Genomic DNA, 23244 nt, shown 5'->3' with positions numbered 1-23244 from the left:
AACGGAGGCATTCTATTATCAGAACCATTCAAATAGTTCTTATTGAATGGCAATCTTAGTCATACACGTTTGTGCCCCATCTCCAGATGAGGCCAACACCAGGTACACGCCTGGTTTAGCTTTGCGTCCGTTGTAATCACGCCCATGCCAGGCAAACGTGCCGCCAGCGGATTTTCCTTCAAACACCAGAAATCCTGCAGCGTCAGTAATCTTCACCCACCCATTATTCGGGACTCCAGAAATACCGATGTTTCCAGAAAATCCCACCCGAACGGGATTGGGAAAGACTTGCAAACAATTCTTGTTCACAGTTTCAGTACGCGTAGCAGTACCTCTGTACACCGCGATTCCTCCCTCGGTACCGATCAACACCTCCCCCGTGGAGGGTTCAACGGATATGTCTCTTATTCTATCTGAGGGCAATGGACTGTTCCTGGTTGTGAAGTTGTGAATCATTTCTTCGCCGGTCTCATTAAAAAGCCACAGCCCAGTATCGGTACCTATCCATTTCCGATTGCCACCGTCTACAGCAATGCTTCTGATGATTTGTCCTTGCAACAAGGGCCGACGTTCATAAATAGGTAAATAAGCTCCGGCATAAGTTGAAGTGAAAATATCTGGGGTACTGCTGAAAACAGCCACTCCATTGTTAGTACCAGCCCAAATTTCCCCTTGCAAGTCCACGGCCAAGGAAAACACCTGCTTCCCGGGTAAGCCACCCTGTCCTACTCCGCCAATGTATTTATATTTCTCTGTGACATCATCGTAGACAATCATGCCGGCATCGGTGCCGTTGGTACTAATGGTCACCCATTTGTAGCCACTGTCATCTACCACCACCTTGTCTAACCCGCTGCCTAAGCTGTAGCCGTTGAACGGATGCGACTTCCAGGTGCCATCTACTTTCAATTCATACAATCCGGCGGCATTGGGCAGTTGATTTCGGTTGGTGACCCAGACGCTTCCAGCAGGGTCAATGGCTAAGCCCGGTACCCGTATAAAGTCACGGTCACTTGCGTTGATGGCGCTGAGCAAGGGGCTATTGGTGTTGTTATACAGTTTCACTTGATCTAGCCCGCCCCACTCCAGTAAACCCGATCCGTAACTGGCTATGTATAATTTTCCGTTGACCGGGTTTCTTCGAGCCATGACAAGATCTCGGGCATTGCCCGGAAACTGACCGCCACTGGCAAAACCATAACTGTTCCACTGCCCATTCTGGTATTGGTAAAACCCAGCCACCGAAGAACGCTGCAGGTAACCTTGGCTGTAACCTCCCCCCAAAACCGTGAACAGACCTGGTTCAGCATACACGCCAAACACATCCACATAAGCGGGCCCGTTGGGAACAAGGGCTATTGCTCCGGCAGAAGTTACCTGCACCAGTCCACGCTCATAACTTGCGGCCCAAAGTCCACCGCTTCTTGCGGGAATAGCCATGCGCAGGTCCTGGAAAAGCGGCTGAACCATACGGGAGGCTTGTCCCGAAGAGGAAACTTCCACCACCTCCTGCGCTCCGGTAATGACCAGCCTTCTTCCGTTTGTCTCCATGGCCCTAAACTGGTCATCTTGAGTGGAGAAAGAAGCCTTGTTCCAGGAAACACCGTTAAAACGGAAAATTCCTTCCTCGTTGATTCCTACATATACCGCATCGCCAAAGGCCACAATAGTTTTGGTTGCCTCTGAACTCAACCCGAAAGGAAGCCCTTGGGCAGAACCAAACCGGCGCCAGCTTCGGTAATCAAGCAAATTGGCATTGTTCAGGTTAGCGCCCATTACGCCTTCAGAAGAAGCAATGTACACGCTGTCATTCAATACGGTGGAGGCATACACCTGCACAGCCTCGCCCTGAGCGCCCAGGTTGCTGTATGTATCTTTTATCTCCCGCTTTACCAAGTCTACCACCACCAACCCGAACGAGGTAGACAAGTACGCCTTTTTATTGTGGGTGTACAGGTGATAGATAGCTTTGGCCCCGGGCATGGGCTTCCGCAGCAGCTCGGTGAGGTTATGCACCTTCCCGTTTGTCAGGAGATCAAGGTTGGTGTTTTCATACGCTACCACTAAAGTAGAAGTGGCCGAATCAAAGGTAAGGGTGTTTAGATTAATATCGCTGAAGCCATCGGTGCGGGAAAGGGTCTGGAGGGAATTGTCTTCTTTGAGGTATCTAAAGAAGCCATCCTCAGTGGCGACGTAAACCGAGGAAGGAGTTTCCGCGACTGCTTTAGCCCGATGGTTAGGCACGTGCAGCTGCCAGGTGCCCAAGGGCAGGCGGGAAGTTTGGGCATGAGTGAACAGGGTCCAGGTAAGACTGCACAGAACCACTACATACCTAACTATCCTTGATGTCCTCATTTTAACTCTACCCTGATTCAACTCGTTTTGTGCGTAGTTTATCTAAAACACACCTAAAACGAGCCCCTTACTTTTTCATTATAACGCCTAAAATTGTCTTCAATGCAGCACCAGCATGGAGCAGATTCCGGTGACCATAATGCCTTTACATATCCAGCTTAAACGTGCGTATTCTTTTTTCCTGTCGGCAGTGATGATTTGCCTTATCAATACAAACGTGGGCAGCACCACTCCTATAAACAGATACCCTACAAACAACGGCTCATTTAACCGCTTCAACATCACAAAGCCTGTAAAGATCAGAAAGAAGCCCACCAACAGGTACAGAATCCATTTGGTCTGCGGAATTCCTAATACAATAGGCAAGGTGCGGCACCGGAAAGAGGCATCGCCCTGTACATCTTCCATGTCCTTGATGACCTCCCGCACCAGGGAAATGAGGAAGGCGAACACCCCGTAAGCCCAGGCAGCCAAAGAAGGTTGCCCCGCCTGTAATGGTACTACCAACACCATAACTGCTGCCAATAGTGCAATCGTCAGGTTTCCTACAAACGGGCGTTTCTTAAACTGTGCCGAATACCCCCAAAGTAGCAACGCTACCCCCAACAGCACGGCCCCAATTCGCCAACCAATGATAACGCCCAACAATACCCCTGCTGCCGACAAGTAAAGGTGAATCATCATGGCCTTACGACGGGTCAGGAACTTGCCCACCACTACCCGTTCAGGTTTGTTGATGCGGTCTATCTTTACGTCATAATAATCATTGATAATGTACCCCGCCGCGGCAATGCAAAGAGTTGCCACCACCAGAACAGCGAAGGGCCACGACAAAGACTGCAGCAGCGAACGCTCTGGGAATACCAGGCACTTGCGCACCAGCAGCTGGGCCAGCAGCATAATGATAAGGTTTGGGAGCCGTATTAAAGTAAGAAACTGCTTCACAGGTACACTAAAGGAGACGGAAGTTACACTTTAAATCTTACCTATGAAAAAAGCCCCTGGAGCAGGGGCTTTTTGATGAGAATGCAAAATGAGTATGATGCGTAGAAGTGTTAGATTTTCTTAACGTTGACTGCGTTTATGCCTTTCTTACCTTCTTTGGTGTCGAACTCCACTTTGTCGTGCTGTTGGATCTGGATACCGTTGAGGCCTGTAATGTGTACAAAGAAATCCTCATTGGTGGCTTCTTCTGTGATAAAGCCGTAGCCTTTGGATTCGTTGAAGAATTTAACAGTTCCTGTTTTCATAAAAATTTAAAAATTGAAATAATGAATGATTCCGTAAATATAGGATTATTATACAAAAACCAAACTTTCTTTATAAATATTTGAAAACAGGCCTATAACGCTCCTAAGATCCTACCACCGTTTCTGCAACTTCATCACCATTTCAATCAGCTCGCGCACCGCTCCTTTTCCTCCCTCGGCTGTGGCTACATACTGCGAGATGTCGCAGATATCAATAGCTGCATCGGCAGGACACGCTGAAATTCCGCAGTGTTGCATCACTTCCAGATCGGGCATGTCATCACCCATGAAGACCACTGTCTCCGGGTCAATGCCATAATAGTAAACGTAATTCTGGAAGGTGTCCAGCTTGTTTTCTGAACCCAGGTAAATATCTTTCACATCCAGAGACTCTAAACGCTTGCGCACCCCCGGCTCGTTCCTCCCTGAGATAATGGCCACACGATACCCTTTCTTCAGGGCATGCCTGATCGCATACCCATCTTTGATATTAAACGCCCGTGCCTGTTCTCCGGTGGAGAAACACAACAGGGTACCGTCAGTTAAAACGCCATCCACATCAAAAATGAACGTGGTGATATTCTTGAAATCAGGAAGTGCTTGCATGGTTTGTCAGAGCTTTGCGGAAGAATTCAGAACTTCAAGAAAGGTCAGGGCCTATTGGTTATCGCGCCATTCGTACACCCACTTGGCCTGAATCTGCTCCAAATGTCCCTCGGTGGCTTGCTCGCGGGTACCCTCAAAATTAGGCAGGCTTAGTACCCACTCTAACAGATCAGTGAACCGGATACGGTAGATTTTGTTTTCTCCAAATTCATCGCCAAACTTCTCATATAGCGCCATGGCTATGTCTTCATGGTCGCTCCACTTTATAGGTGGCTCATATAGATTGCTCATATTTCTCTAGTTGCTATTTCCTGATGTATGGTTTAAAGCTATTAAACAGAGAGAGTAGGCTCAAATCAGAAAAAGTGTTCTTTCTGCTTCACCTATTCGCATTCTTCGGTATTCGCCTATTATCAATAGCTTCTTACTTTTTGATTAATGTCCTAAGAAGTCTTGCTTAGGAATGGTGATGACCAGGTCCTGACCACCTTGTACCACACACTGGCACGCTAAACGTGAATTGATGCGTGGATTTACGGCACGGTCAATAAAATCTTCCTCTGCATCTGTGATTTCCGGAAGGTCATTCATGCCAGTTTCTACATAAATATGGCAGGTGCTGCAACCGCAAACGCCACCGCAGTTGTGCTGCAGTTGAATTCCATTGTTCAAGGCTACGTCCAGAACAGATTCTCCTTCCGCTCCCAAATGGGTTTCGTCAGGCTTTCCGTCCAAAAACTTATATGTGATATTAACGACTTTCATTCCTATGGATTATTAAAGGTGCAAAGGTAGGCATACAACCGCCCTAAACAAAACGGAGGCCCTTTGGAGCAGTTCCTTTCAAGACACCAACCGTTTTACGCCTGTTTTCCTAAAAACGGCTCACTTTCAGCAACAGTTTGTATGCTTTTTGTGAGCACCTGGTATAGTTGCAGGTACTGCGGTTCACTTTGCAACAGCTGTACATGGGCATCAATGGTTATAGAATCTCCCCGTTTAGCTGGTCCGGTTTGCACTGAAAAAGGCGGAAACTGAAATGCTTTTTGTACTGTCTCCTGCACTAGGGGCTCCAACAGGTTGACCGGTAACTCCGCTTTCTGCAGCAGGTCTTGCGCCACTCCCCATAAATGATTGGTGAAATTACAGGCAAATACCGCCGCCACGTGCAGTTTCCTTCTTGTTTCCCCATTCATGAGCACCACCTGATTACTCAGCAGCCTTCCTAAATTTACAAGCGTCAGTTCGGCGTGCTGCGATGAAGTTTCTATGCAGATGGGAATTGGTTTCCAATCTACGTCTTTTTCTTTGCTGAAGGTCTGCAACGGATAGAATACGCCGGTTTCTACCCCCGGCAGAGATGACATCAGTAATTCCAAAGGTTGTGTCCCAGAAGTGTGGGCCACTATCACTCCTTCGGGAAAGTTCACTTCTTGCAACAATTGCGGAAGTGTCCGGTCAGGTACAGCCAACAGATAGATATCAGCTGGGGGTGACAACTTGAAATTTAATGAATCAGTAATAGCGGCGGCTGGGGCATGTTGTGCAAGGCTCTGTGCTGAGGCAATTGTTCTGCTGTTAATAACAGAAACTTCCATTCCTGCTTTGACTAGGCCTTTCACTAGATGGGTTGCGACGTTGCCTGCTCCCACAATTCCTACTTTCATGGTCATCCTTTACGTGATCAGAGATCAAAGTTAGGTTCTTTCTTTTGATCGCTTTCTTCTTTTTAAGAAAGAAGGTAATCCTTAACCAAGCATGTTTTAGGTAAGTTTTCCAAAAACAGCGAAAAAGCAGGGCATAAAAAAGCCGCAGAAATAAATTCCTGCGGCTCTATGATTGTGAAGGCTTTTACTTTTACGCCAGTTGTTTTTCGCGTTTCACGGCTACTTTGCCGGCTGGGCCTTTTGGCAGATTAGCATTGCCGCTCTTGCCATCTTTGTAGTGACGAACAATAGCCATTACAAACCCGAGGCTCATGATCAAAGTACCAATCCAGAGAATGCTGATAAATGGTTTCTCCATCGCTTTCAGGATGATGTAATCCTTCTGCGTAGTGTTGATCCCGATGGTGAAAGCACCTTCTTCCGGATCAATGTTCATCAGCATAATACGAAGACCTAAATCCTCAATCTCCTCCGGCACGCGTCCTACCATGCGGTCTCTGATAGCATAGATTGGGTGCGCGTGGTACGTATGGCGCTCACCTAATACCTGCATGTCAGCTTGTACGGCAACATCTCCAGGCTTCAGGTTTAAGAGCAAAGTATCTTTGGCTGGCTCAATGCCATGTAACACAGCTACATAGTCGTTCACGAAGATGGTGTCGCCGATTTTCACCTTATACTCCTTCAACTCACCCCACTCCTTCTCCTCGTTCGGATCTGGGATGGTAGAAACGTGGGTGTACAGGTCTTTGGTGCCAAACATCTTGATATCCGGGGAGGCTAACAATCCCATTTGTGGGTTTACCTGCGCTCTTGGGTACAAAGCGAATTCTTCACCAGACTCACGGTTCTTGAAGCCTACTTCGTAGTACGTATTCTCAGGAGAAATTTCAACCGTATCACCAGCATTGTAGATAACCTCATCACCATCTTTTAACGGACCACGGGCAATAGCTTTGTACTCGTCCTCAATGCGGAACAAGCGCTGCTTGTTCACGTAATCAGGTAAACCTTTTACTTCTAAGTATTGACCTTTGTAGGTTACCTTGTAAGGCCCCATATCAGTACCGGCATTGCGCCACAACAGCACGTTGTCACGGTTAATGTCATCACCAAACTCGCGGGCGTACACCATCCCAGACATGTTCTTGGAAATGATGTTGGAGTAACCAGAGGAGAACAAAACCCCAATCAGCATCAAAGCCACCCCAATATGGGCTACGGCACCACCGGCAATGGAAACGTTCTTCCGGAGCACCCCAAATAAGATGGCCAGGTTACTGAACACTGCATATAAAGACGCTACCAATAACAAAATGTAAGCCGGATTGTCGATGCGTTCAATGTAGCCTATTTTGCTAATCAACAAGATAAGCGCGGCAAACAAAGCAGTCAGCATTAGAGGCACCATGAACAGCTCAGAGAACTTGTTTCCTTCGCTGTTCTTCCGCCACCACAGCAACTGTCCGGTACCCGTCAGCATAGCAATGGTAATCCCCATCCACATCTGGAACTTGGTGTAGTGCGCAATTTGGTCTGCAGGTAGCGCCACATTGGTTTTCACGCCAATGAAGCCCATGAAAGCATTGTACACTGGAATAGAGGTAGTCACCAGTACCTGGAAAGCACCTAAGCACAACACGGCTGCGCCGATGAACACCCAGAACTCACCAGAATAGGTGGCAATTTCTTTCTCCGTAGCCGGAATGTATTTCCAGCGGTACGCCAGCAAACCAATCGCCAAGACCACAAAAGCAGCCAGGTAGGTGAACAACTGTCCAGATAAACCTAAGTCAGTGAAAGAGTGTACAGAGGCATTACCTAAGATACCACTACGCGTTAAGAAGGTAGCGTATAGTACTAACAGGAACGAAGTGATGAAAAGGATGAACGTGGCACGAAGGGCAGTTTTGCTCTTGCGATAGGCTAACAAGGTGTGAATGGCTCCTACTAATACTAACCACGGAATGTACACGGCATTTTCAACCGGATCCCAGTTCCAGTAGCCCCCAAAGTTCAGAGTTTCATAGGCCCAGTAAGCACCCATCATAATTCCTACACCTAGTACTACGGCAGCAAACAAGCCCCAAGGCAAGGCAGGCTTGGTCCAGGCAGAGAAGTCTTTTTTCCAGAGACCGGCAATCGCAAAGGCAAACGGTACTAAAGTAGCCGCGAAGCCCAGGAACAAGACCGGCGGGTGAATCACCATCCAGTAGTTCTGCAACAGCGGGTTCAAACCAGTACCATCCTTCGGCACGAAGTTCGGGTCCATCTGGAACACTGGCGCATCGGTCATGAAGTCACGCATCAAGATGAACGGCGAAGAACCGATCTTCAGGTCACCGATCACCACCCCTAAGATCATGGAGGTCAGGAACAGCTGCACGAAGGAGAAAACCGCCATCACCGGGCTTTCCCACTTCTTACCGGCAAACTTGATCAGCACCAGTCCTAGTAACGCATGCCAGAAGATCCATAGCAGGAAAGACCCCTCCTGGCCTTCCCAAAAGCAGGAGATCATGTAATGCACCGGCAGGTGATTAGAGGAGTGGCTCCACGCGTAATGATACTCGTAGCGGTGCGCGTAAATGATATTAAAAAGGCAGAAGATGATGCCAAACACCGCTAGCACGTGCACGAAGAAGGCACCACGGGCCAGATTCTTCCAGTCTTTCTGCTCAGGGGTAAGCTCTTTGGCGTTGGAGGCAAACGCAAACGCAATTGCCGAAACCAGCGCCGTCACAAAAGCGAGAATGACACTGTAGTGACCTAAATCACCAATTAAAGTATTAACCATTTCAGATTGTTATGAGTCCTGAGTGTTGAGGTAAAAGCTGTATCTGCTGCCTTCCCTCGCAACCAAATACTTATAGGCTTGCCGTTTCTACCTTCACCTCGTTCTCGGTGTACTTAGAAGGGCATTTGAGCAAAATCTTATCGGCCACAAAAACATTCTCTTTCATGTTCCCGGTAATTACCACCTGCTCAGAGCGGTCAAAATCCTGTGGTTTGGGGCTATAGTACACTACCTGCTGCTCTACGCGGTTGGTGTCTACCAGCACGAAAGAGAAGTAGTTAGGATCCAACGTAGGATCATACTTCATGCCCACAATGTGACCTTTGGCATCTTTCTTCAGGCGGCCCACCACGTGTACTTTGGTATCATCTCCATCCTTCGCGCGGGCTTGCGCTTCAGAGAAAGGAACGTAAACACTGGCGTCTGATGCCGTTGACATGATGATCATGATGGCCACCGCGATGACTAAAATCCCGATGATGTGTATTCTTTTCATAGGTTATTCAAGCTTAGGCGAGATTGCCCGCCTCTTTAACACCACTTATTTCAAATTAAATCCGCTTGCGGCGCTTTTCTGCAGCTGTATTTCAACATTCTGTTTCTAGCCTTTTTCCTCTAAAACAGACCAGAAACAGGTTTTATTGCCGAAGCTCGCGCTCTAACTTGCCAATCTTCCTGTCCAAGCTGATGAGGTAAAACAGGATGCCCAGCAACACACTCACCAGCACCGCCACCACAATATAGATCTTGCCGTCACGGCGCATCACATCAGCCATCTCTGGGTCTGAAGCAGCTTTGTCTGCTGACGTGTATTCAATAGTAGAGCCTTCCTCCGCTGCGTTTTGCGCCGAAGCCGGAACAGAAAAACTAGCTGCCCACGTAAGGAGCAGCACCAGGAGCCATTTATGCATTTTCATAGAATCGTTGCTTTAAAACTTCTAAACGGGTGCGCAGGTGCACCATCCAAACCCCTAAGAGTGTCCAGCCAAGCACCGCCGGATAAAACACGGCGCGCAGACGACTGTCCAGGTCATAGGAGTTGAAACCAGGATTTCCGCCGTTGCCCGGGTGCAGAGAGTCGGTCATGCGCGGCAGGATAAACAAAAGCGGAATAAGCGCCGCAAACGCGAAGATGTTGTACACGGCACTAATGCGCGCGCGCTGCTGATGGTCCTGGAAAGAACCACGCAAAATGAGATACGCGAAATAAATCAGGAGCCCGATGGCCGAAGCATTCTGTTTAGGGTCATTGCTCCAGAATTCGCCCCACGTGAAACGTGCCCATTCCATGCCGGTCACAATGCCCAGCACGCCAAACAGAATGCCCACCTTCGCTGATTCATAGGCGATGATATCATTTCTGGAGAGCGGGTTTCTGAGGTATTTTATGGAATACACTACTGAAACGAGCAGGATCAGAATCATCCCGAACCACATGGGCACGTGGAAGTATAAGTTCCGGATGGTTTCATTCAGAATAGCCAGACGGGGCACCTCGCTCAGCATGCCCATCACCACTGTGTACAGCAGCAGGGCAATCGTCAGCCATTTCCACCAAGTAAGCTTCATTCGTTTTTGACTTAGTTTTTTAGTTCAGTGCCTTAACTGCGCCACAAGTACGGGAACAGAATATAAGACACGGTGACCACAATCATGTTAATCGCTAGCAAGGTCAGCGCCTCATCCATACTCACCGAAGGGTCCAGCCCGTCAATGGCGTTCTTGGACATCTTCATGAGCATGAGCAGCATGGGTACCATCACCGGAAAACTCAGCACCGCCATCAGCGTTCCCGTGTTCGCCGCCTTGGCCGCAATGCCCGAAATCATGGTCAGTGACGAGGCAAATCCAATCGCTCCTAAGACAATCGTCACCAGGAACATCCCCACATCCTGCACCGGATTCCCGATCACAATAGTGTAGAATCCGAAACACAGCAGCGACAGCACCAGCATGAGCGCCACGTTGTAAATCATCTTGGCCAGAATCACCCCCTGCGGACTTACTACACTATAATAATAGAGTAACCGTCCGCGGCTCTCCTGGGCAAATCCCTTCGCGATGGCGTTTACCGCCGTGAAGAGCAGAATGATCCAGTACAAGGCATTCCAGACCGGCACTTCCAGTCCGCCGAAGCGCAAACTAAAGCTGAGATAGCAGATGAACACTGTGCTGCCCACGTACAGAAGCATGCCGTTGAACGCATACTTCTGCCGCCATTCCAGCACAAAATCCTTTTGCATCAGGTAGATAACCTCTTTCAGCAGCACTTCTTCTTTGTTTTCCGCAAAGGTACAACACAAATGAATGCTGATGGGTGATTTCCGTCATTATTCCCGCTAAGGCAGGTTTGTTTTGGGGTTACTTTGGGGAAAGTAAGAAGGAACTGGAAGGTGCTTTTATTATATCTTTTTGTTAGTTTGATGTGCACGTAGTCTGCTGTTGCTGGCGTAGTGCCTGGTTGATGCGGAGCCCTTATGCTGGGTTATTTTATCTTCGGCGAAAAGCGCTAACGGCCGCGAGGCCCCGTCTTTACCTCTCGCACTGCCCTTTCGGCCTGAGAAACCTGCCACTCTTAGCTTCTGTCTTTCTAGGGCCAAAAGCGAGGCGCTCAAAGGGAAGACTGGAACAGGGAAAAATAACAAAAGCCTTTATCATCTTAATCCCTCTAAATGGTTCAAGTCTGTGACTTGGACCTACTAAGGGCGGAAGTTTGCAACTTCCGTGAGGCAATCACTTCAACACACAGTTTCAAGACCCTATCTCCCGTCCTATGCTTCTGGTATTTCCAACAACAAAGCTCTTTTCTTATACCCTCCTCTATCATATAGACAAACCGTATCACCGCTTCTTGGAAGGCGTTCCATTTTGGGGCTCCATCTATAGAATTAGCTCCAAAACGGGTTTCCAGGCAGCCAATCATCTTTCTTATGTCATATCATAGGCCCACATAACATCTCCTTAATATTTCACTTCTCAACTTAACAATAGGGTAATAGGCGGTTAATCATGGGGTAAAGTGGTCGCTCTACTTTTGCAGCGAGACTAATACTACATACATGAAATCGTTTTTACTCACCCTCTCTCTTCTTTGTACCGCCCTTGTGAGCTTTGCGCAAACGGGTACCCTCTCCGGAAAAGTAAAAGACAAAAAGAATGGCGAACCTGTGATAGGCGCAGTAGTCTTTATCACTGGTTCAGGCACCGCTGCCTCCACCGACATGGACGGAGGATACGAACTGAAGATTCAGCCGGGTATTTATAAAATCACTGTTTCATACGTGTCTTATAAGCCGGCCATCTACGACAACATCAAGATAGAGCCCGGCAAGACCACTACCATGGATTTCCTGATTGAGGAAACTGCCAGCACCGCCCTTAACGCGGTAACCATTGTAGGAACCCGCCAAACCAATACTGATATTTCCCTGATTAAGGAATTAAAACAGAGCGAAGTAGTCGTGAGCGGAGTTTCGGGGGAGCAAATCACCAAATCACTGGACCGTGATGCCGCCGAGACTGTGAAACGGATACCAGGCGTGACCATCATGAATGACCGGTACATCGTGATCAGGGGCATGAACGAGCGCTACAACTCAGTAATGCTGAATGATGCCCTTACCCCTAGTACCGAGCCAGACAGCCGCGCCTTCTCGTTTGACATTCTGCCTACCAGCGTCATAGATCGCATTTTGATCTACAAAAACGGCTCTCCTGAACTACCTGGTGACTTTGCCGGTGGGGTCATCAAAGTATTCACGAAGAATTTTGCCGACGAGAACACGACCAGTCTTGGCGCATCGGTTGCTTACCGGGGCAGCACCACCTTTGGCAACTTCTTAACCCCTCCGGGTACCAAAACAGACTTCTTAGGTTTTGACAACGGCAATCGCAGTTTGCCTAGCTCTTTCCCTAGCGACATCCGCCAGGTAGGAAGCGGCAGCGAGTTAACCACGCTGGGTCGTCAGTTACCTAACACTTGGACTGGTGACCGCGGCACTGCTATGCCTGACATGCGTTTCTCTTTAGGCATGACCCGCTTGTTAGATGTGAAAGACATTCAGATGAGCAACGTGACGGCCATCTCGTACAGCAACACCCGCTTGTTCACCAGCGGCAGCCGCATTAAATACCAGGACTTTGACGCCTCTACAGGCAAGAGCCCGCAGGATTTCAATTACCGTGATGAAAACTCTTCGCAAAGCTCACGCTTAGGTGTTCTGCACAACTGGACCGCCCGGATCAACAACCGCAACAAGATTGAGTTCAGCAACCTTTTCAACCAGTTGGGTTCTAACTCCATCCTTTTCAGAAAAGGCACCGAAAACTTCAACGGCCTGGAGCAACAGAACTACGCCTTACGCTACGAGAGCCGCACCATCTACACGGGCCAGTTACAAGGCACCCATGACTTCAATGACATGCACACCACTGCCACCTGGACCGGCGGATACTCTTACACTAACCGTAATGAACCTGACTACCGCCGGGTAAGAACGCAACGCACCATTGGGTCATCAGATCCGTTTGAGGTGGCGTACAAGTTCACGCCTTCGTTGAATGACGCCGGTAGATTCTACTCTGATTTGAATGAGCACGTGTACACCGCCTCTGGTCAGGTAGAGCACAAGTTCAATCCGGCAGATTCGCTTTCTGAGAACTCTCCTAAAATCAGAGCTGGTTTCTATGTAGAACGCAAAAACCGCGATTTTGAGGCCCGTTTCCTGTCTTACCGTCCGGCCAACCCAGGTTCTTTTGATCCAAACATTCCTTTCTTGCCCTTAGATCAGGTGTTCGCCCCCCAGAACATCAACTCTACCACCGGTTGGGAAATTGTGGAAGGAACCAACCCTACAGATTCTTACAGTGCCTATAATAATTTGATAGCAGGATATGTAGGTGGCGCAATGCCTTTCACTGACAGGTTCTCCATCTCAGGAGGAGCACGGGTAGAGTACAACCACCAGAACCTGTCAAGTCTGAACTCTCTGGGTAGAACCTATCAGTTCGATGACAAAGTCTTGCGTGTGTTGCCTGCCGCAAACTTAACCTACGAGTTCAACAAGCGGTCTATGCTACGAGCTGGAGCCAGCATTAGCTTGAACCGCCCTCAGTTCAGAGAAGTGGCACCCTTCAGCTACTACAATTTCTTAACCTTGTTTGAAGAGAAAGGCGCTCCGTTGAAAACGGCTACCATCTACAATGCCGACCTTCGCTACGAGTTCTACCCTTCACCTACTGAGTTACTATCTTTAGGAGTGTTTGGCAAGTATTTCAGAGACCCTATTGAGAAGTACTTTGAGATCACCAACATGGGTAACTCTCTTACCTACACCAACACACCATCGGCTACTACTTACGGTATTGAGGTAGAGGCCCGCAAATCACTGGCTGAGTTAACCCAGTCTCCTATTCTGCAAAAAATCTCTGTGCTGTTAAATGCCTCTCTTATCAAAAGTAAGGTGGAACTAACCGGCGATGCCGCCGCAGGACTTACCTACACCTCGCGTCCTATGATGGGCCAATCTCCTTACGTGGTGAACGCTGGTCTTTACTTCCAGGACGATGAAAACAGACTACAGGTGAATGTGCTGTACAACGTAGTGGGCAGCCGCATCTGGGCCGTGGGTTCTTACGCCAACCCAATGGTGTATGAAATGCCCCGCAACGTGCTGGACTTATCTTTCACTAAAGGCTTAGGCCGTCATTTTGAGATAAAAGGCGGTATCCAGGACATCCTTAACCAGAAGGTTCGCCTGATCCAGGACTCTAACGATGACGCTAAAATCACTGGCGTGGATGAGACCATCCAGGATTACCAAAGAGGCTCTTACTCTTCCCTTGGTCTTTCTTACAAATTCTAAATTGATCAATACAGACAACTAATTTTAAGTAAAACACAATGAAAAAATTACAACGTTTAGCTCTCTTGTTCTCTGTGGTATTTGCCACTTATGCCTGCGGCAATGATGACGATCCAGTAGTAACCCCCAAAGAACAGTTCACCATGGCTGAAAGTAACGGTGTAGCCACCGTTGAGGGCTCCACGGAAGACAACGTGACCTTTTCGGCCAGTAAAAAATACCTTTTGAAAGGCTTTGTATATGTAAAATCTGGCGCTACCCTCACCATTGAGCCAGGCACCATTATCAAAGGCGACAAGGCTTCTATGGCGACCCTCATTATTGAGCGTGGCGCGAAGATCATGGCCCAAGGCACTGCCCAAAGCCCCATTGTCTTCACTTCTAACCAAGCCGTAGGAAGCAGAGCGGCCGGTGACTGGGGTGGCATCATTATTCTGGGAGCAGCTCCTACCAACTTACCTAGCGACAATGCTAAGATTGAAGGTGGCGTGGATCGTCCTTACGGCGGAACCAACGCCACGGACAACTCAGGAGTGTTGAGCTATGTACGCATTGAGTTCCCGGGCATTGCCTTCCAGCCAGACAACGAGATCAACGGCCTTACCTTAGGTGGAGTGGGCAGCGGCACCAAAATTGACCACGTGCAGGTTTCTTTCTGCGGTGATGACTCTTTTGAGATGTTCGGTGGTACGGTGAACATGACGCACCTGATTGCCTACAAAACAGTTGACGACATGTTTGACACGGACAATGGTTTCTCAGGAAACGTGCAGTACGCCTTAGGTATCTCTGACCCTAACGTAGCAGATGCCTCTAAATCGAATGGTTTTGAATCTGATGGTGATGCTCAAGGCAGCGACAACACGCCTAAAACTTCGGCAGTTTTCTCTAACGTGAGCTTGTTCGGTCCTAAAGCTACAGGTAGTACTACCTTCAACAACAACTTTGGAAGAGCCATGCACATCAGAAGAAACAGCAACATCTCGGTTCACAACTCTTTGTTTGCTGGCTGGCCAGTAGGTTTACTCCTTGACGGTACTAAAACACAGGCCAATGCTACTGCGGGCACTTTGAAGATTCAGAACACTATCATCTCCGGTACTTCTTCTGCCAGTGCTTTGACAGTTGAATCAGGTAGCTCGTATGATGCAGCCGCTTGGTTTAATGCTTCTGGCAAAAACAACATGGTGGTAGCCGATAACAGCACCTTAGGCATTGCTGGTTCTTTCAACCAGACTACCCGCCCCGACTTCTCTATTGGAACCCAATTACAAACGGGTGCTTCTTTCACGGGCATGAACAGCTTCTTTACCAACAGTACCTACATTGGCGCATTTGCCAATGGCCAAGACTGGACTGCGGGTTGGGCTAACTTTGACCCTAAAGCCGCTACATATTAAACATCTAATCAAATATTGAATACAATTCAGTTTCAAAAGAAAAGGTTGACCATCAATATGGGTGAGAAATAAAGATGGTACAATCACTTTGCGCACGGCTTAGTCTCCCGGGCGCAAAGGGCCCGCCAGCAATGGCGGGCTTATTTGTTTTTGCAGGTTCTTTGTAAAAACAGCCCCAAAACAGATGAGTAACCATAGTAGGTTGCTCTTCCGTTTTGGGGCTGTTTTGGTGAAACAAGCCTTATAAAATTGTGGTTTTAGCTGATAGGAACTGTTCTGAGAATGGCTTCTACAAAGTCTTTGGTTTGCACATTATCAGCCTCGGCCTCATAGTTCAGGATCACGCGGTGGCTGAGTACATCTGAAGCGATTTCTTTGATATCCTCGGGCAGTACGTAGTCGCGCTCATCAAAGAAAGCGACTGCCTTTGCAGCCAAGTTCAAGGCAATGCTGGCCCTTGGCGAGACCCCGAACTGCAGGTACTGGGCAAAGTCGTTCAGGTCATAATCAGCAGGACGACGGGTGGCAAACACCAGTTCAATGATGTAGCGCTCCAATGTCTCAGAAATCTGCACCTGGTTAATCTCGTTCCGGATGTCAAAGATGTCCTGCTTGGTCAAAATGGTGTTCACCGTGCTGCTGTACGACAGGTTAGACATACGGCGCATGACTTCCAACTCATCTGCTTTGGAAAGATAGTCTACGTACACCTTCATCATGAAACGGTCCACCTGGGCCTCGGGTAAGGGATAAGTCCCCTCCTGCTCTACTGGGTTTTGGGTTGCCAGCACCAAAAAAGGCAAATCCAGCCGGTATGTTTTCTCGCCAATGGTCACCTGCTTTTCCTGCATGGCCTCCAACAACGCTGACTGCACTTTGGCCGGCGAGCGGTTTACTTCATCGGCTAGAATCAGGTTGGCGAAAATAGGCCCTTTCTTTACCTCAAAGGCCGAAGAGCTTTGGTTATAGATCATGGTGCCGATCAAATCTGACGGCAGCAAGTCTGGGGTAAACTGAATCCGCTGGAAGTTTAGGTGCAGCACCTTGGCCAGCGTATTAATGGTTAAGGTTTTGGCGAGGCCCGGCACCCCTTCCAATAAAATGTGGCCGTTAGTGAAAAGGCCAATCAGAAGGCGGTTTACCATGTATTGCTGGCCTACTACCACCTTACCCATTTCCCTGAACACCTGCTTTATCTTCAGCTGGTGTTCGCGTATTTTTTCCTGGTATGAGAGTTCTTCGGTCTGCATTTACTCTTTTAATTACTAATGGGCTAAGGTAACCATTCTGCCGGACACTCTTTGTCTACCTCTTCTTGAAGCCAAAGAAAACCGCTCTTCCCAATAGTACGAATCAGTCTAAATGGTTCCATACCAGCTTCTCGGCCCGGAAAACATAGACGGTGACCAAGTTGTAACCGAGAAGAAAGTCGCTCCCCTGTAACGCTTTCAGCTTAAAAAGAAAAAGACCCTTCTTCCCCTTGCACCGGTTTTGGTTACCCGAAACTAAAAATGTACTCAAAGAACGCTAATTCCCAACCTATGAGTATAGCACTGAATAATCCTGGCTTTTGCAAGGTGGTGAAAGCTGAAGTTAAGGTACTCGTACCAAGCAAACGTCATGATAAATTTAGGAAGACAAAGTAGAGGAACGGAAAAATGCTTTCAAGCGGTAATCTAGATAGATGTCTATAAAAGAAGTAAATAGATTCCGTGACGTTTCGCTCCTTTCCTTTCACAGATAAAGAATTGCTCATTTTACCCTTCCTCAACGTTAATAGCGCTCCAATAATCCACCTCCCAATAAGCCACTAACCATCACTACTATCTCCTCCTCTTATATACGACTCAGGTGGTTTAAGTCTTTTCTGCGGCAATACAAAGGGGCAATTTTAAGCAACCCTTCACTTACCGCATCCCCTATTTCAAGTTCACAAGTTTGTAGTGGCACTTCCCCTTTTAGATAAGAAGTCAACTTCATAGCAAATCATCTTGACAAGCAAATGACTCTACATAAACCAGTTGCTGCCCTGCTCTTAAACTAGTTTTCACTTACTAGATATTGCTGATCAGCAGCGTATCTGGTAAAACAACTATGCATTGCATCCTATTTTAACATTTAATTATCCTATATAATTATAACAATTGAATGATTTTTACTATTAATTGCCATTTATTGACTTTTAACCCTATTTTTCATTAGGATAATTAAATTAAACATTTTATGTTTGTCCCATTCATGAGCATATTTATATTATTTACAAGCATTTTTATATAATAACAAAGCTTCTTCCTCCCCCCTCTAGCTTTGCAAAACAGAATACTATAAAATTTTAATATCAATTATAATATTTCAGACAAGGCATGGAACAAACTCTACGCTCCGGGAAGAGCTTATTGCTCTTCATCTTCTTTTTGCTTGCAAGCTTCTATGTTGAAGCTCAAGTAACTGTCACCCCTGCAACAGGTGGAACAAATATTTCTGCAGACAAAGCAGCTAATGCTCAAGGAGGAGGCGATTATACAGTCCTCAGCAACATTATCATCACTGAACTTAATATTAAAGATTTTAGCGTAGGCAGCTACTCCTTAATTTTGAATGCTCCAGTTGGTTGGCAATTCAAAGGTAGTGGAGTCACTGCATCTGTCACTGGTGATAAAAATGGGCAAAATGTTAGAATTGGTACGATTTCATATTCCAACACCTCCACTACCTCTTCCATCACCATACCTTTGATAGTTAGTGCGGAAAATAGAACTGACATCTTAACAATTTCAGGCGTACAAGTTCAAGCAAGATCCGGAAGCAGTTTACCATCAAGTGGTACGATCTACGCCATTTTTTCACCAAATTCCACTCCTGTTAATGGCATTACAAGTGCATCAATCTTTGGCGAGCTATCTCAAAAAGCAGGTAACCCGTCCAAACTAGTCATCACTAAGCAACCTTCACAACCAACATATATTTATGGATCTGCGCTTGGAACGTTTGAAATTAGAACTCAGGATCAATTTGGCACTTTCACAACAACTCCCGTAGACGTTATAGCCTCAGTACCTCAAGGAGCTGGTGATTTATTAAATAAAACTCAAACTGGTAGTAATGGAATAGCTACTTTTTCCAGTTTATTACCTACAACAATAGGTACAAAGATAATTACCTTTAGTGCTCCAGAGCTCACACCTGTTTCAAGTTTATCATTTATAGTTTCACCAAGAGACTTAATTGTTTCTGCTTTTGCAGAAAACAAAGATTATGATGGCAGAGATAATGCAACGGTTACTCTAAGTACTGACAAGTTGAGCGTTGATACTTTAACCGCTTCCTATACTTCTGCAACCTTCGCTGATAAAAACGCAGGCACTAAAACTGTTACAGTAAGTGGAATCACCATCAGCGGCACAGATGCGGCCAATTACATATTAAAAAATGAAGATGCATCAGCAACTACTATCGCCACTATTAATGCCAAATCCCTTTCCATTGAAAATGCTACAGCAACGAGTAGAGATTATGATGGCACCAAAGTGGTTGACATAGCAGGTACTCTAAAAGATGCATTTTCAACCGATGACGTTTCTCTAACAGGCAAAGGCACCTTGGCTTCCAAGAATGTGGGCAGCCAAAATGTTATTTCAATAGGACTAGCTGGAGCAGACGCAGGAAACTACACCTTAACACCTCCTTCTAACCTTACAGCTACTATTTCAGCCAAAACTCTAACCCTAAAGGATGCTGTTGTAAAAGAAAGAGAATATGATGGCACGAAGGAAGCTGAAATAACAGGCAATTTAGATGGTATTATTTCACCTGATGAGGTTATGCTTGGGAAAGCTGTTCTAGCCTCAAAGAACGCGGATACACATGCAGTTACTTCCATAGGACTTACTGGAACAAACGCAGGCAACTACATACTTGAAATACCAGAAGGGCTTACGGGAAAGATCAACCCTAAACAACTTACCGTTTCCGCTGAAGGTAAAGATAAAACCTATGACGGAAACACCTCCGCAACTGTCACCTTAACCACAAGCAAAATAACTGGCGACAAGGTAGAAGCCAACTACACCTCTGCCTCTTTTGAAGATAAAAAAGCAGGCACAGGTAAAAATGTAAAGGTAGAAGGCATTACCCTTGTGGGTGATGACATTCACAACTATTCAGTTTCTGAAGCTCTTAGTGTACCTGTAACTACAACTGCTTCCATAAACAAAAAAGAACTAATCATTGAAGGAGCAAAAGCAGTAACCAAGGAATACGACCGGAATAATATAGCTGCAATCACAGGTGATCTGGCAGGCAAAGTAGATGGAGATAATGTTACCTTATCCACCTCTGGAACCTTTGCCACAATAAATGTAGAAGCAGGCATTATGGTTACCTCCACCAGCATCATCACTGGTGCAGACAAAGACAACTACTTTTTAACCCAACCCACCGGATTAACTGCAGATATCACATCAAAAGAGCTTACTGTAAATGGTGCTATAGCAGATACAAAGGAGTACGATGGCAACACAAATGCCACAATCAATGGAACATTGATGGGTGTTCTACCAGAAGACGTTGTTACTCTAAAAGGAACTGGCACTTTTGCCACTCCAAACGTAGGGAAAGACATCCCAATTACCTCAACTAGCACCCTTACAGGAACCTCTGCTCGCAACTATTTTCTTAAACATCCGACAGATTTATTTTCTGAAATTACAGCCAAAAAGCTAACCATCGAGAACGCAGGAGCTAGCACGAGAGAATATGACGGAACAAATGTAGCCACCATCACCGGTACATTAAACGGGGTGGTCAACAATGAAAATGTCACGCTAAACAGAACGGGTACATTCGCTATAAAAGATGTAGGAACCGACATCGCCGTAACTTCCACTAGCACCTTGGGTGGAACTGCCGCTAGAAATTATATTCTTACCCAACCTACAGGACTCAAAGCTAGCATCACACAAAGAAGACTAACAGTAACTGATGTTAAAGCAGTAAACAAAACATATGACATGAATGCTGCTGCTACTTTCTCAGGCTCATTAGATAGAGTAGTTGATGGGGATGTAGTTACCTGGTCTGGCTCTGGCTCTTTCACGCCTTCAGGAACTGGCAATAAATTTGCCGCCGATGAAGTATACCGAGCTCCAGACGGTACGGTATTGGACAAAGATGTAATCTTCAGTACCAGCACCTTACAAGGAAAAGATGCCGGCAACTACTTTTTCGCTCCAATTACAATAACAAGAGGTACAGCAAAAATTGAACCTAAGGTTTTGGAGCCTATTATTGGAACTACAATTACTAAGGAATATGATGGCACTTCCCTTATAACGCTTGTAGCAGGCGGATTGAAAGGTGTTATTTCCCCAGATCACGTATCACTCTACATTAATTCTGCAACAACTCTTACTGTTGGCACCCATGAAAGCGTAACTGTGGCTTTGTCAATAGGGTCTACTGATAAAGATAACTATGACCTCCAGCCCAAAACAGCAACAATCACAATAACTGTCACTAAGAGGCCTTTAACCATAGCTGCCCAAGGGATTGAAAAGGTATATGACGGCAACACTAATGCTGAAGTAAATATGTTTGTTAAGTCTATATCTGATACCGATAAAATAGTAACGGGAGACGACGTAACTATCGTTTACAACTCCGCCAAGTTCGTCGATAAAAACGTAGGGAACAGAGATATAACAGTGGAGGGAATAACTTTAAGGGGTACTGCCGCTAACAATTATTCCTTCAATCAAACTACTTCTACATCAGCTATCATCAAACCAAAAGGCTTGACAATAAGTGGAGTTAGTGCCAATTCCAAGACTTATGATAGAACAACCAACGCCTCAGTATCAAACACACAACGCCCAGCCTTGAATGGGGTAGTTGATGGAGAAACTGTGTCTTTAAATGCTTCCAATGCAACAGCCTTTTTTTCTTCTAAAACTGCTGGCATTGGCAAAACAGTAACGGTGACAGGATATCAACTTGGAACTGAAGATGCTGCAAAAAACTATACACTTGCCCAACCTACCGGAGTAACAGCAGACATTTTTCCTTTAACAATTAAGGGTACCGTCAAAATTGCAGAAAAAATATACGACGGAAATACCACAGCTATAATCTCTGACCGTAGCTTGGAAGGTGTGATTACTAATGATTTGGTAAGTTACGTGGGAGGTACTGCCACATTTGATAACAAAAATGTAGGAGAAGGAAAGACTGTGAACGTCTCTGGACTGGACATTACTGGAGCAGATGCTGTAAATTACACAGTAAATAATACTGCTACCTCCACTGCTAAGATAAACCCTAAAGAACTCATCGGTTCTTTTAAAGCTGATGATAAGTATTATGATGGCTCCCCAAATGCTACTGTCACTACAGATTCCCGAAGAGTGACAGGCATGATAGGCGACGAGGTTGTCATCTTGGAGGGTGGTACTGCCACATTTGAAGATGCTAAACCAGGAACCGATAAATTAGTTACTTTAACTGGAGCGACTATATCAGGTCCCAACCATAGCAATTACAAATTAGCTGCCACTCCAATTACCACTACTGCAACTATTGAGCAACCACTACCTGTAACCCTAATCAGCTTTACCGCTAAGGCACAAAAAGGTGCAGTTACCTTGGACTGGGCAACCGCTACAGAGAAAGACAATGAGTACTTCCAGGTAGAACGCAGCCAGGACGGCAAAAACTTCAGCCCGATTGGTAAAGTGAAAGGCAACGGCAACAGCAACGTGCGCATTGACTACAGCTTCCTGGACAGCAAATTAGCAACTGGCACTCTTTACTACCGCCTGAAGCAAGTAGACGTTGACGGTAAGTTTGAGTACAGCAAGACAGTGGCAGTGCAGAACAAAGTTGTGTCTTCCTCTAACGTTTCTATAGCGGCGTACCCTAACCCAACCTCTGATGCGCTGAACCTGGACCTGACTCAGACAACAGCCTCTGACGTAAAAATTGGAGTATACAGCTTAGATGGCCGACTAGTGAAAACAGCAACCGTAACCGGCGGTAAGGTGCAGAAACTTGACTTGTCAAAAATGATGGCAGGCACCTACCTGGTGAAGATGATAGGAGAAGATTTTGAAACCATCATCCGTGTGGTAAAACAATAACCATTCTCAACCTAGAAATGAGAGGCAGCAACCCAGTTGCCCCTCATTTTTCATAAAACACCCGCAAAGCTCTAGTAAGCTTAAGAGGAAAGACAAGGTCAAACCTTAATCAAACCAAAAAGAAAGAGGAGGCTCCTGACAGCAGGGGCCTCCTCTTTCTTTTCTGGACCTC

At 46.5% G+C, this 23244-nt stretch carries 16 protein-coding genes; 3 read left to right on the top strand and 13 right to left on the bottom strand.

Features of this window, described 5'->3' with window-relative positions; translation table 11 throughout:
- Positions 1 to 39: 39 nt before the first annotated feature.
- From porZ to DC20_RS10975, 12 genes are all read right to left on the bottom strand, one after another.
- Positions 40 to 2355 (bottom strand): type IX secretion system anionic LPS delivery protein PorZ, encoded by a 2316-nt coding sequence (gene porZ / locus DC20_RS11030; protein WP_157593131.1) that lies wholly within the window; start codon positions 2353 to 2355, stop codon positions 40 to 42.
- 99 nt (positions 2356 to 2454) lie between these two features.
- Positions 2455 to 3255, bottom strand: coding sequence for a geranylgeranylglycerol-phosphate geranylgeranyltransferase (locus DC20_RS11025; RefSeq protein ID WP_062543875.1), 801 nt, complete (start codon positions 3253 to 3255; stop codon positions 2455 to 2457).
- A 155-nt stretch (positions 3256 to 3410) separates the two neighbouring features.
- On the bottom strand, positions 3411 to 3605 hold the full coding sequence (locus tag DC20_RS11020; RefSeq protein ID WP_062543874.1) for a cold-shock protein: 195 nt from the start codon (positions 3603 to 3605) through the stop codon (positions 3411 to 3413).
- A gap of 111 nt (positions 3606 to 3716) precedes the next feature.
- Positions 3717 to 4211 (bottom strand): KdsC family phosphatase, encoded by a 495-nt coding sequence (locus DC20_RS11015; RefSeq protein WP_062543873.1) that lies wholly within the window; start codon positions 4209 to 4211, stop codon positions 3717 to 3719.
- A 51-nt stretch (positions 4212 to 4262) separates the two neighbouring features.
- The gene (iscX, locus tag DC20_RS11010; RefSeq protein WP_062543872.1) at positions 4263 to 4502 is read right to left on the bottom strand and encodes a Fe-S cluster assembly protein IscX; all 240 of its coding nucleotides are present in this window, start codon (positions 4500 to 4502) and stop codon (positions 4263 to 4265) included.
- A gap of 144 nt (positions 4503 to 4646) precedes the next feature.
- Positions 4647 to 4976 carry a 2Fe-2S iron-sulfur cluster-binding protein gene (locus DC20_RS11005; RefSeq protein WP_083470306.1) on the bottom strand — a complete coding sequence of 110 codons (330 nt, stop codon included), beginning with the start codon at positions 4974 to 4976 and terminating at the stop codon, positions 4647 to 4649.
- Between the two features lie 95 nt (positions 4977 to 5071).
- Positions 5072 to 5878 (bottom strand): Rossmann-like and DUF2520 domain-containing protein, encoded by an 807-nt coding sequence (locus DC20_RS11000; RefSeq protein WP_071885601.1) that lies wholly within the window; start codon positions 5876 to 5878, stop codon positions 5072 to 5074.
- A gap of 190 nt (positions 5879 to 6068) precedes the next feature.
- Positions 6069 to 8675, bottom strand: coding sequence for a cytochrome c biogenesis protein CcsA (gene ccsA, locus DC20_RS10995; protein WP_062543870.1), 2607 nt, complete (start codon positions 8673 to 8675; stop codon positions 6069 to 6071).
- 70 nt (positions 8676 to 8745) lie between these two features.
- Positions 8746 to 9171, bottom strand: coding sequence for a cytochrome c maturation protein CcmE domain-containing protein (locus DC20_RS10990; RefSeq protein ID WP_062543869.1), 426 nt, complete (start codon positions 9169 to 9171; stop codon positions 8746 to 8748).
- A 142-nt stretch (positions 9172 to 9313) separates the two neighbouring features.
- Positions 9314 to 9592, bottom strand: coding sequence for a CcmD family protein (locus DC20_RS10985; RefSeq protein ID WP_245652196.1), 279 nt, complete (start codon positions 9590 to 9592; stop codon positions 9314 to 9316).
- Positions 9579 to 10244: a cytochrome c biogenesis protein CcsA gene (gene ccsA / locus DC20_RS10980; RefSeq protein ID WP_062543868.1), complete on the bottom strand. Its 666-nt coding sequence runs from the start codon at positions 10242 to 10244 to the stop codon at positions 9579 to 9581. The genes DC20_RS10985 and ccsA (DC20_RS10980) overlap by 14 nt, the downstream gene beginning before the upstream one ends.
- Positions 10245 to 10276: 32 nt before the next feature.
- Entirely contained in the window at positions 10277 to 10918 is a 642-nt protein-coding gene (locus DC20_RS10975; protein WP_062545920.1) for a heme exporter protein CcmB, read from the bottom strand.
- 816 nt (positions 10919 to 11734) lie between these two features.
- Here DC20_RS10975 and DC20_RS10965 point away from each other — a divergent pair.
- Together DC20_RS10965 and DC20_RS10960 are read left to right on the top strand one after the other, a co-directional pair.
- On the top strand, positions 11735 to 14539 hold the full coding sequence (locus tag DC20_RS10965; protein ID WP_062543866.1) for a TonB-dependent receptor: 2805 nt from the start codon (positions 11735 to 11737) through the stop codon (positions 14537 to 14539).
- Between the two features lie 38 nt (positions 14540 to 14577).
- On the top strand, positions 14578 to 15939 hold the full coding sequence (locus tag DC20_RS10960; protein WP_062543865.1) for a hypothetical protein: 1362 nt from the start codon (positions 14578 to 14580) through the stop codon (positions 15937 to 15939).
- A gap of 257 nt (positions 15940 to 16196) precedes the next feature.
- On the opposite strand, the gene DC20_RS10955 is transcribed toward DC20_RS10960, so the two are convergent.
- Complete coding sequence (locus DC20_RS10955; protein ID WP_062543864.1) at positions 16197 to 17189, bottom strand: AAA family ATPase; 993 nt, start codon at positions 17187 to 17189, stop codon at positions 16197 to 16199.
- A 1113-nt stretch (positions 17190 to 18302) separates the two neighbouring features.
- Between DC20_RS10955 and DC20_RS10950 the strand changes: the two genes are divergently transcribed.
- Positions 18303 to 23072, top strand: a complete 4770-nt coding sequence (locus DC20_RS10950) for a YDG domain-containing protein (protein WP_083470305.1) — start codon at positions 18303 to 18305, stop codon at positions 23070 to 23072.
- Positions 23073 to 23244 lie beyond the last annotated feature (172 nt).

The sequence above is a fragment of the Rufibacter tibetensis genome (assembly GCF_001310085.1).
In the GTDB taxonomy this organism is placed as follows: Bacteria; Bacteroidota; Bacteroidia; order Cytophagales; family Hymenobacteraceae; genus Nibribacter; species Nibribacter tibetensis.
Note: the sequence above shows the minus strand (reverse complement) of the source record. Positions and strands in the feature narration are given on the sequence as shown.

Coding starts and splice junctions, on each gene's coding strand:
- porZ (WP_157593131.1), bottom strand. CDS start 2,355: ATGAGGACATCAAGGATAGTTAGGTATGTAGTGGTTCTGTGCAGTCTT.
- DC20_RS11025 (WP_062543875.1), bottom strand. CDS start 3,255: ATGCTGCTGGCCCAGCTGCTGGTGCGCAAGTGCCTGGTATTCCCAGAG.
- DC20_RS11020 (WP_062543874.1), bottom strand. CDS start 3,605: ATGAAAACAGGAACTGTTAAATTCTTCAACGAATCCAAAGGCTACGGC.
- DC20_RS11015 (WP_062543873.1), bottom strand. CDS start 4,211: ATGCAAGCACTTCCTGATTTCAAGAATATCACCACGTTCATTTTTGAT.
- iscX (WP_062543872.1), bottom strand. CDS start 4,502: ATGAGCAATCTATATGAGCCACCTATAAAGTGGAGCGACCATGAAGAC.
- DC20_RS11005 (WP_083470306.1), bottom strand. CDS start 4,976: ATGAAAGTCGTTAATATCACATATAAGTTTTTGGACGGAAAGCCTGAC.
- DC20_RS11000 (WP_071885601.1), bottom strand. CDS start 5,878: ATGAAAGTAGGAATTGTGGGAGCAGGCAACGTCGCAACCCATCTAGTG.
- ccsA (WP_062543870.1), bottom strand. CDS start 8,675: ATGGTTAATACTTTAATTGGTGATTTAGGTCACTACAGTGTCATTCTC.
- DC20_RS10990 (WP_062543869.1), bottom strand. CDS start 9,171: ATGAAAAGAATACACATCATCGGGATTTTAGTCATCGCGGTGGCCATC.
- DC20_RS10985 (WP_245652196.1), bottom strand. CDS start 9,592: ATGAAAATGCATAAATGGCTCCTGGTGCTGCTCCTTACGTGGGCAGCT.
- ccsA (WP_062543868.1), bottom strand. CDS start 10,244: ATGAAGCTTACTTGGTGGAAATGGCTGACGATTGCCCTGCTGCTGTAC.
- DC20_RS10975 (WP_062545920.1), bottom strand. CDS start 10,918: ATGCAAAAGGATTTTGTGCTGGAATGGCGGCAGAAGTATGCGTTCAAC.
- DC20_RS10965 (WP_062543866.1), top strand. CDS start 11,735: ATGAAATCGTTTTTACTCACCCTCTCTCTTCTTTGTACCGCCCTTGTG.
- DC20_RS10960 (WP_062543865.1), top strand. CDS start 14,578: ATGAAAAAATTACAACGTTTAGCTCTCTTGTTCTCTGTGGTATTTGCC.
- DC20_RS10955 (WP_062543864.1), bottom strand. CDS start 17,189: ATGCAGACCGAAGAACTCTCATACCAGGAAAAAATACGCGAACACCAG.
- DC20_RS10950 (WP_083470305.1), top strand. CDS start 18,303: ATGGAACAAACTCTACGCTCCGGGAAGAGCTTATTGCTCTTCATCTTC.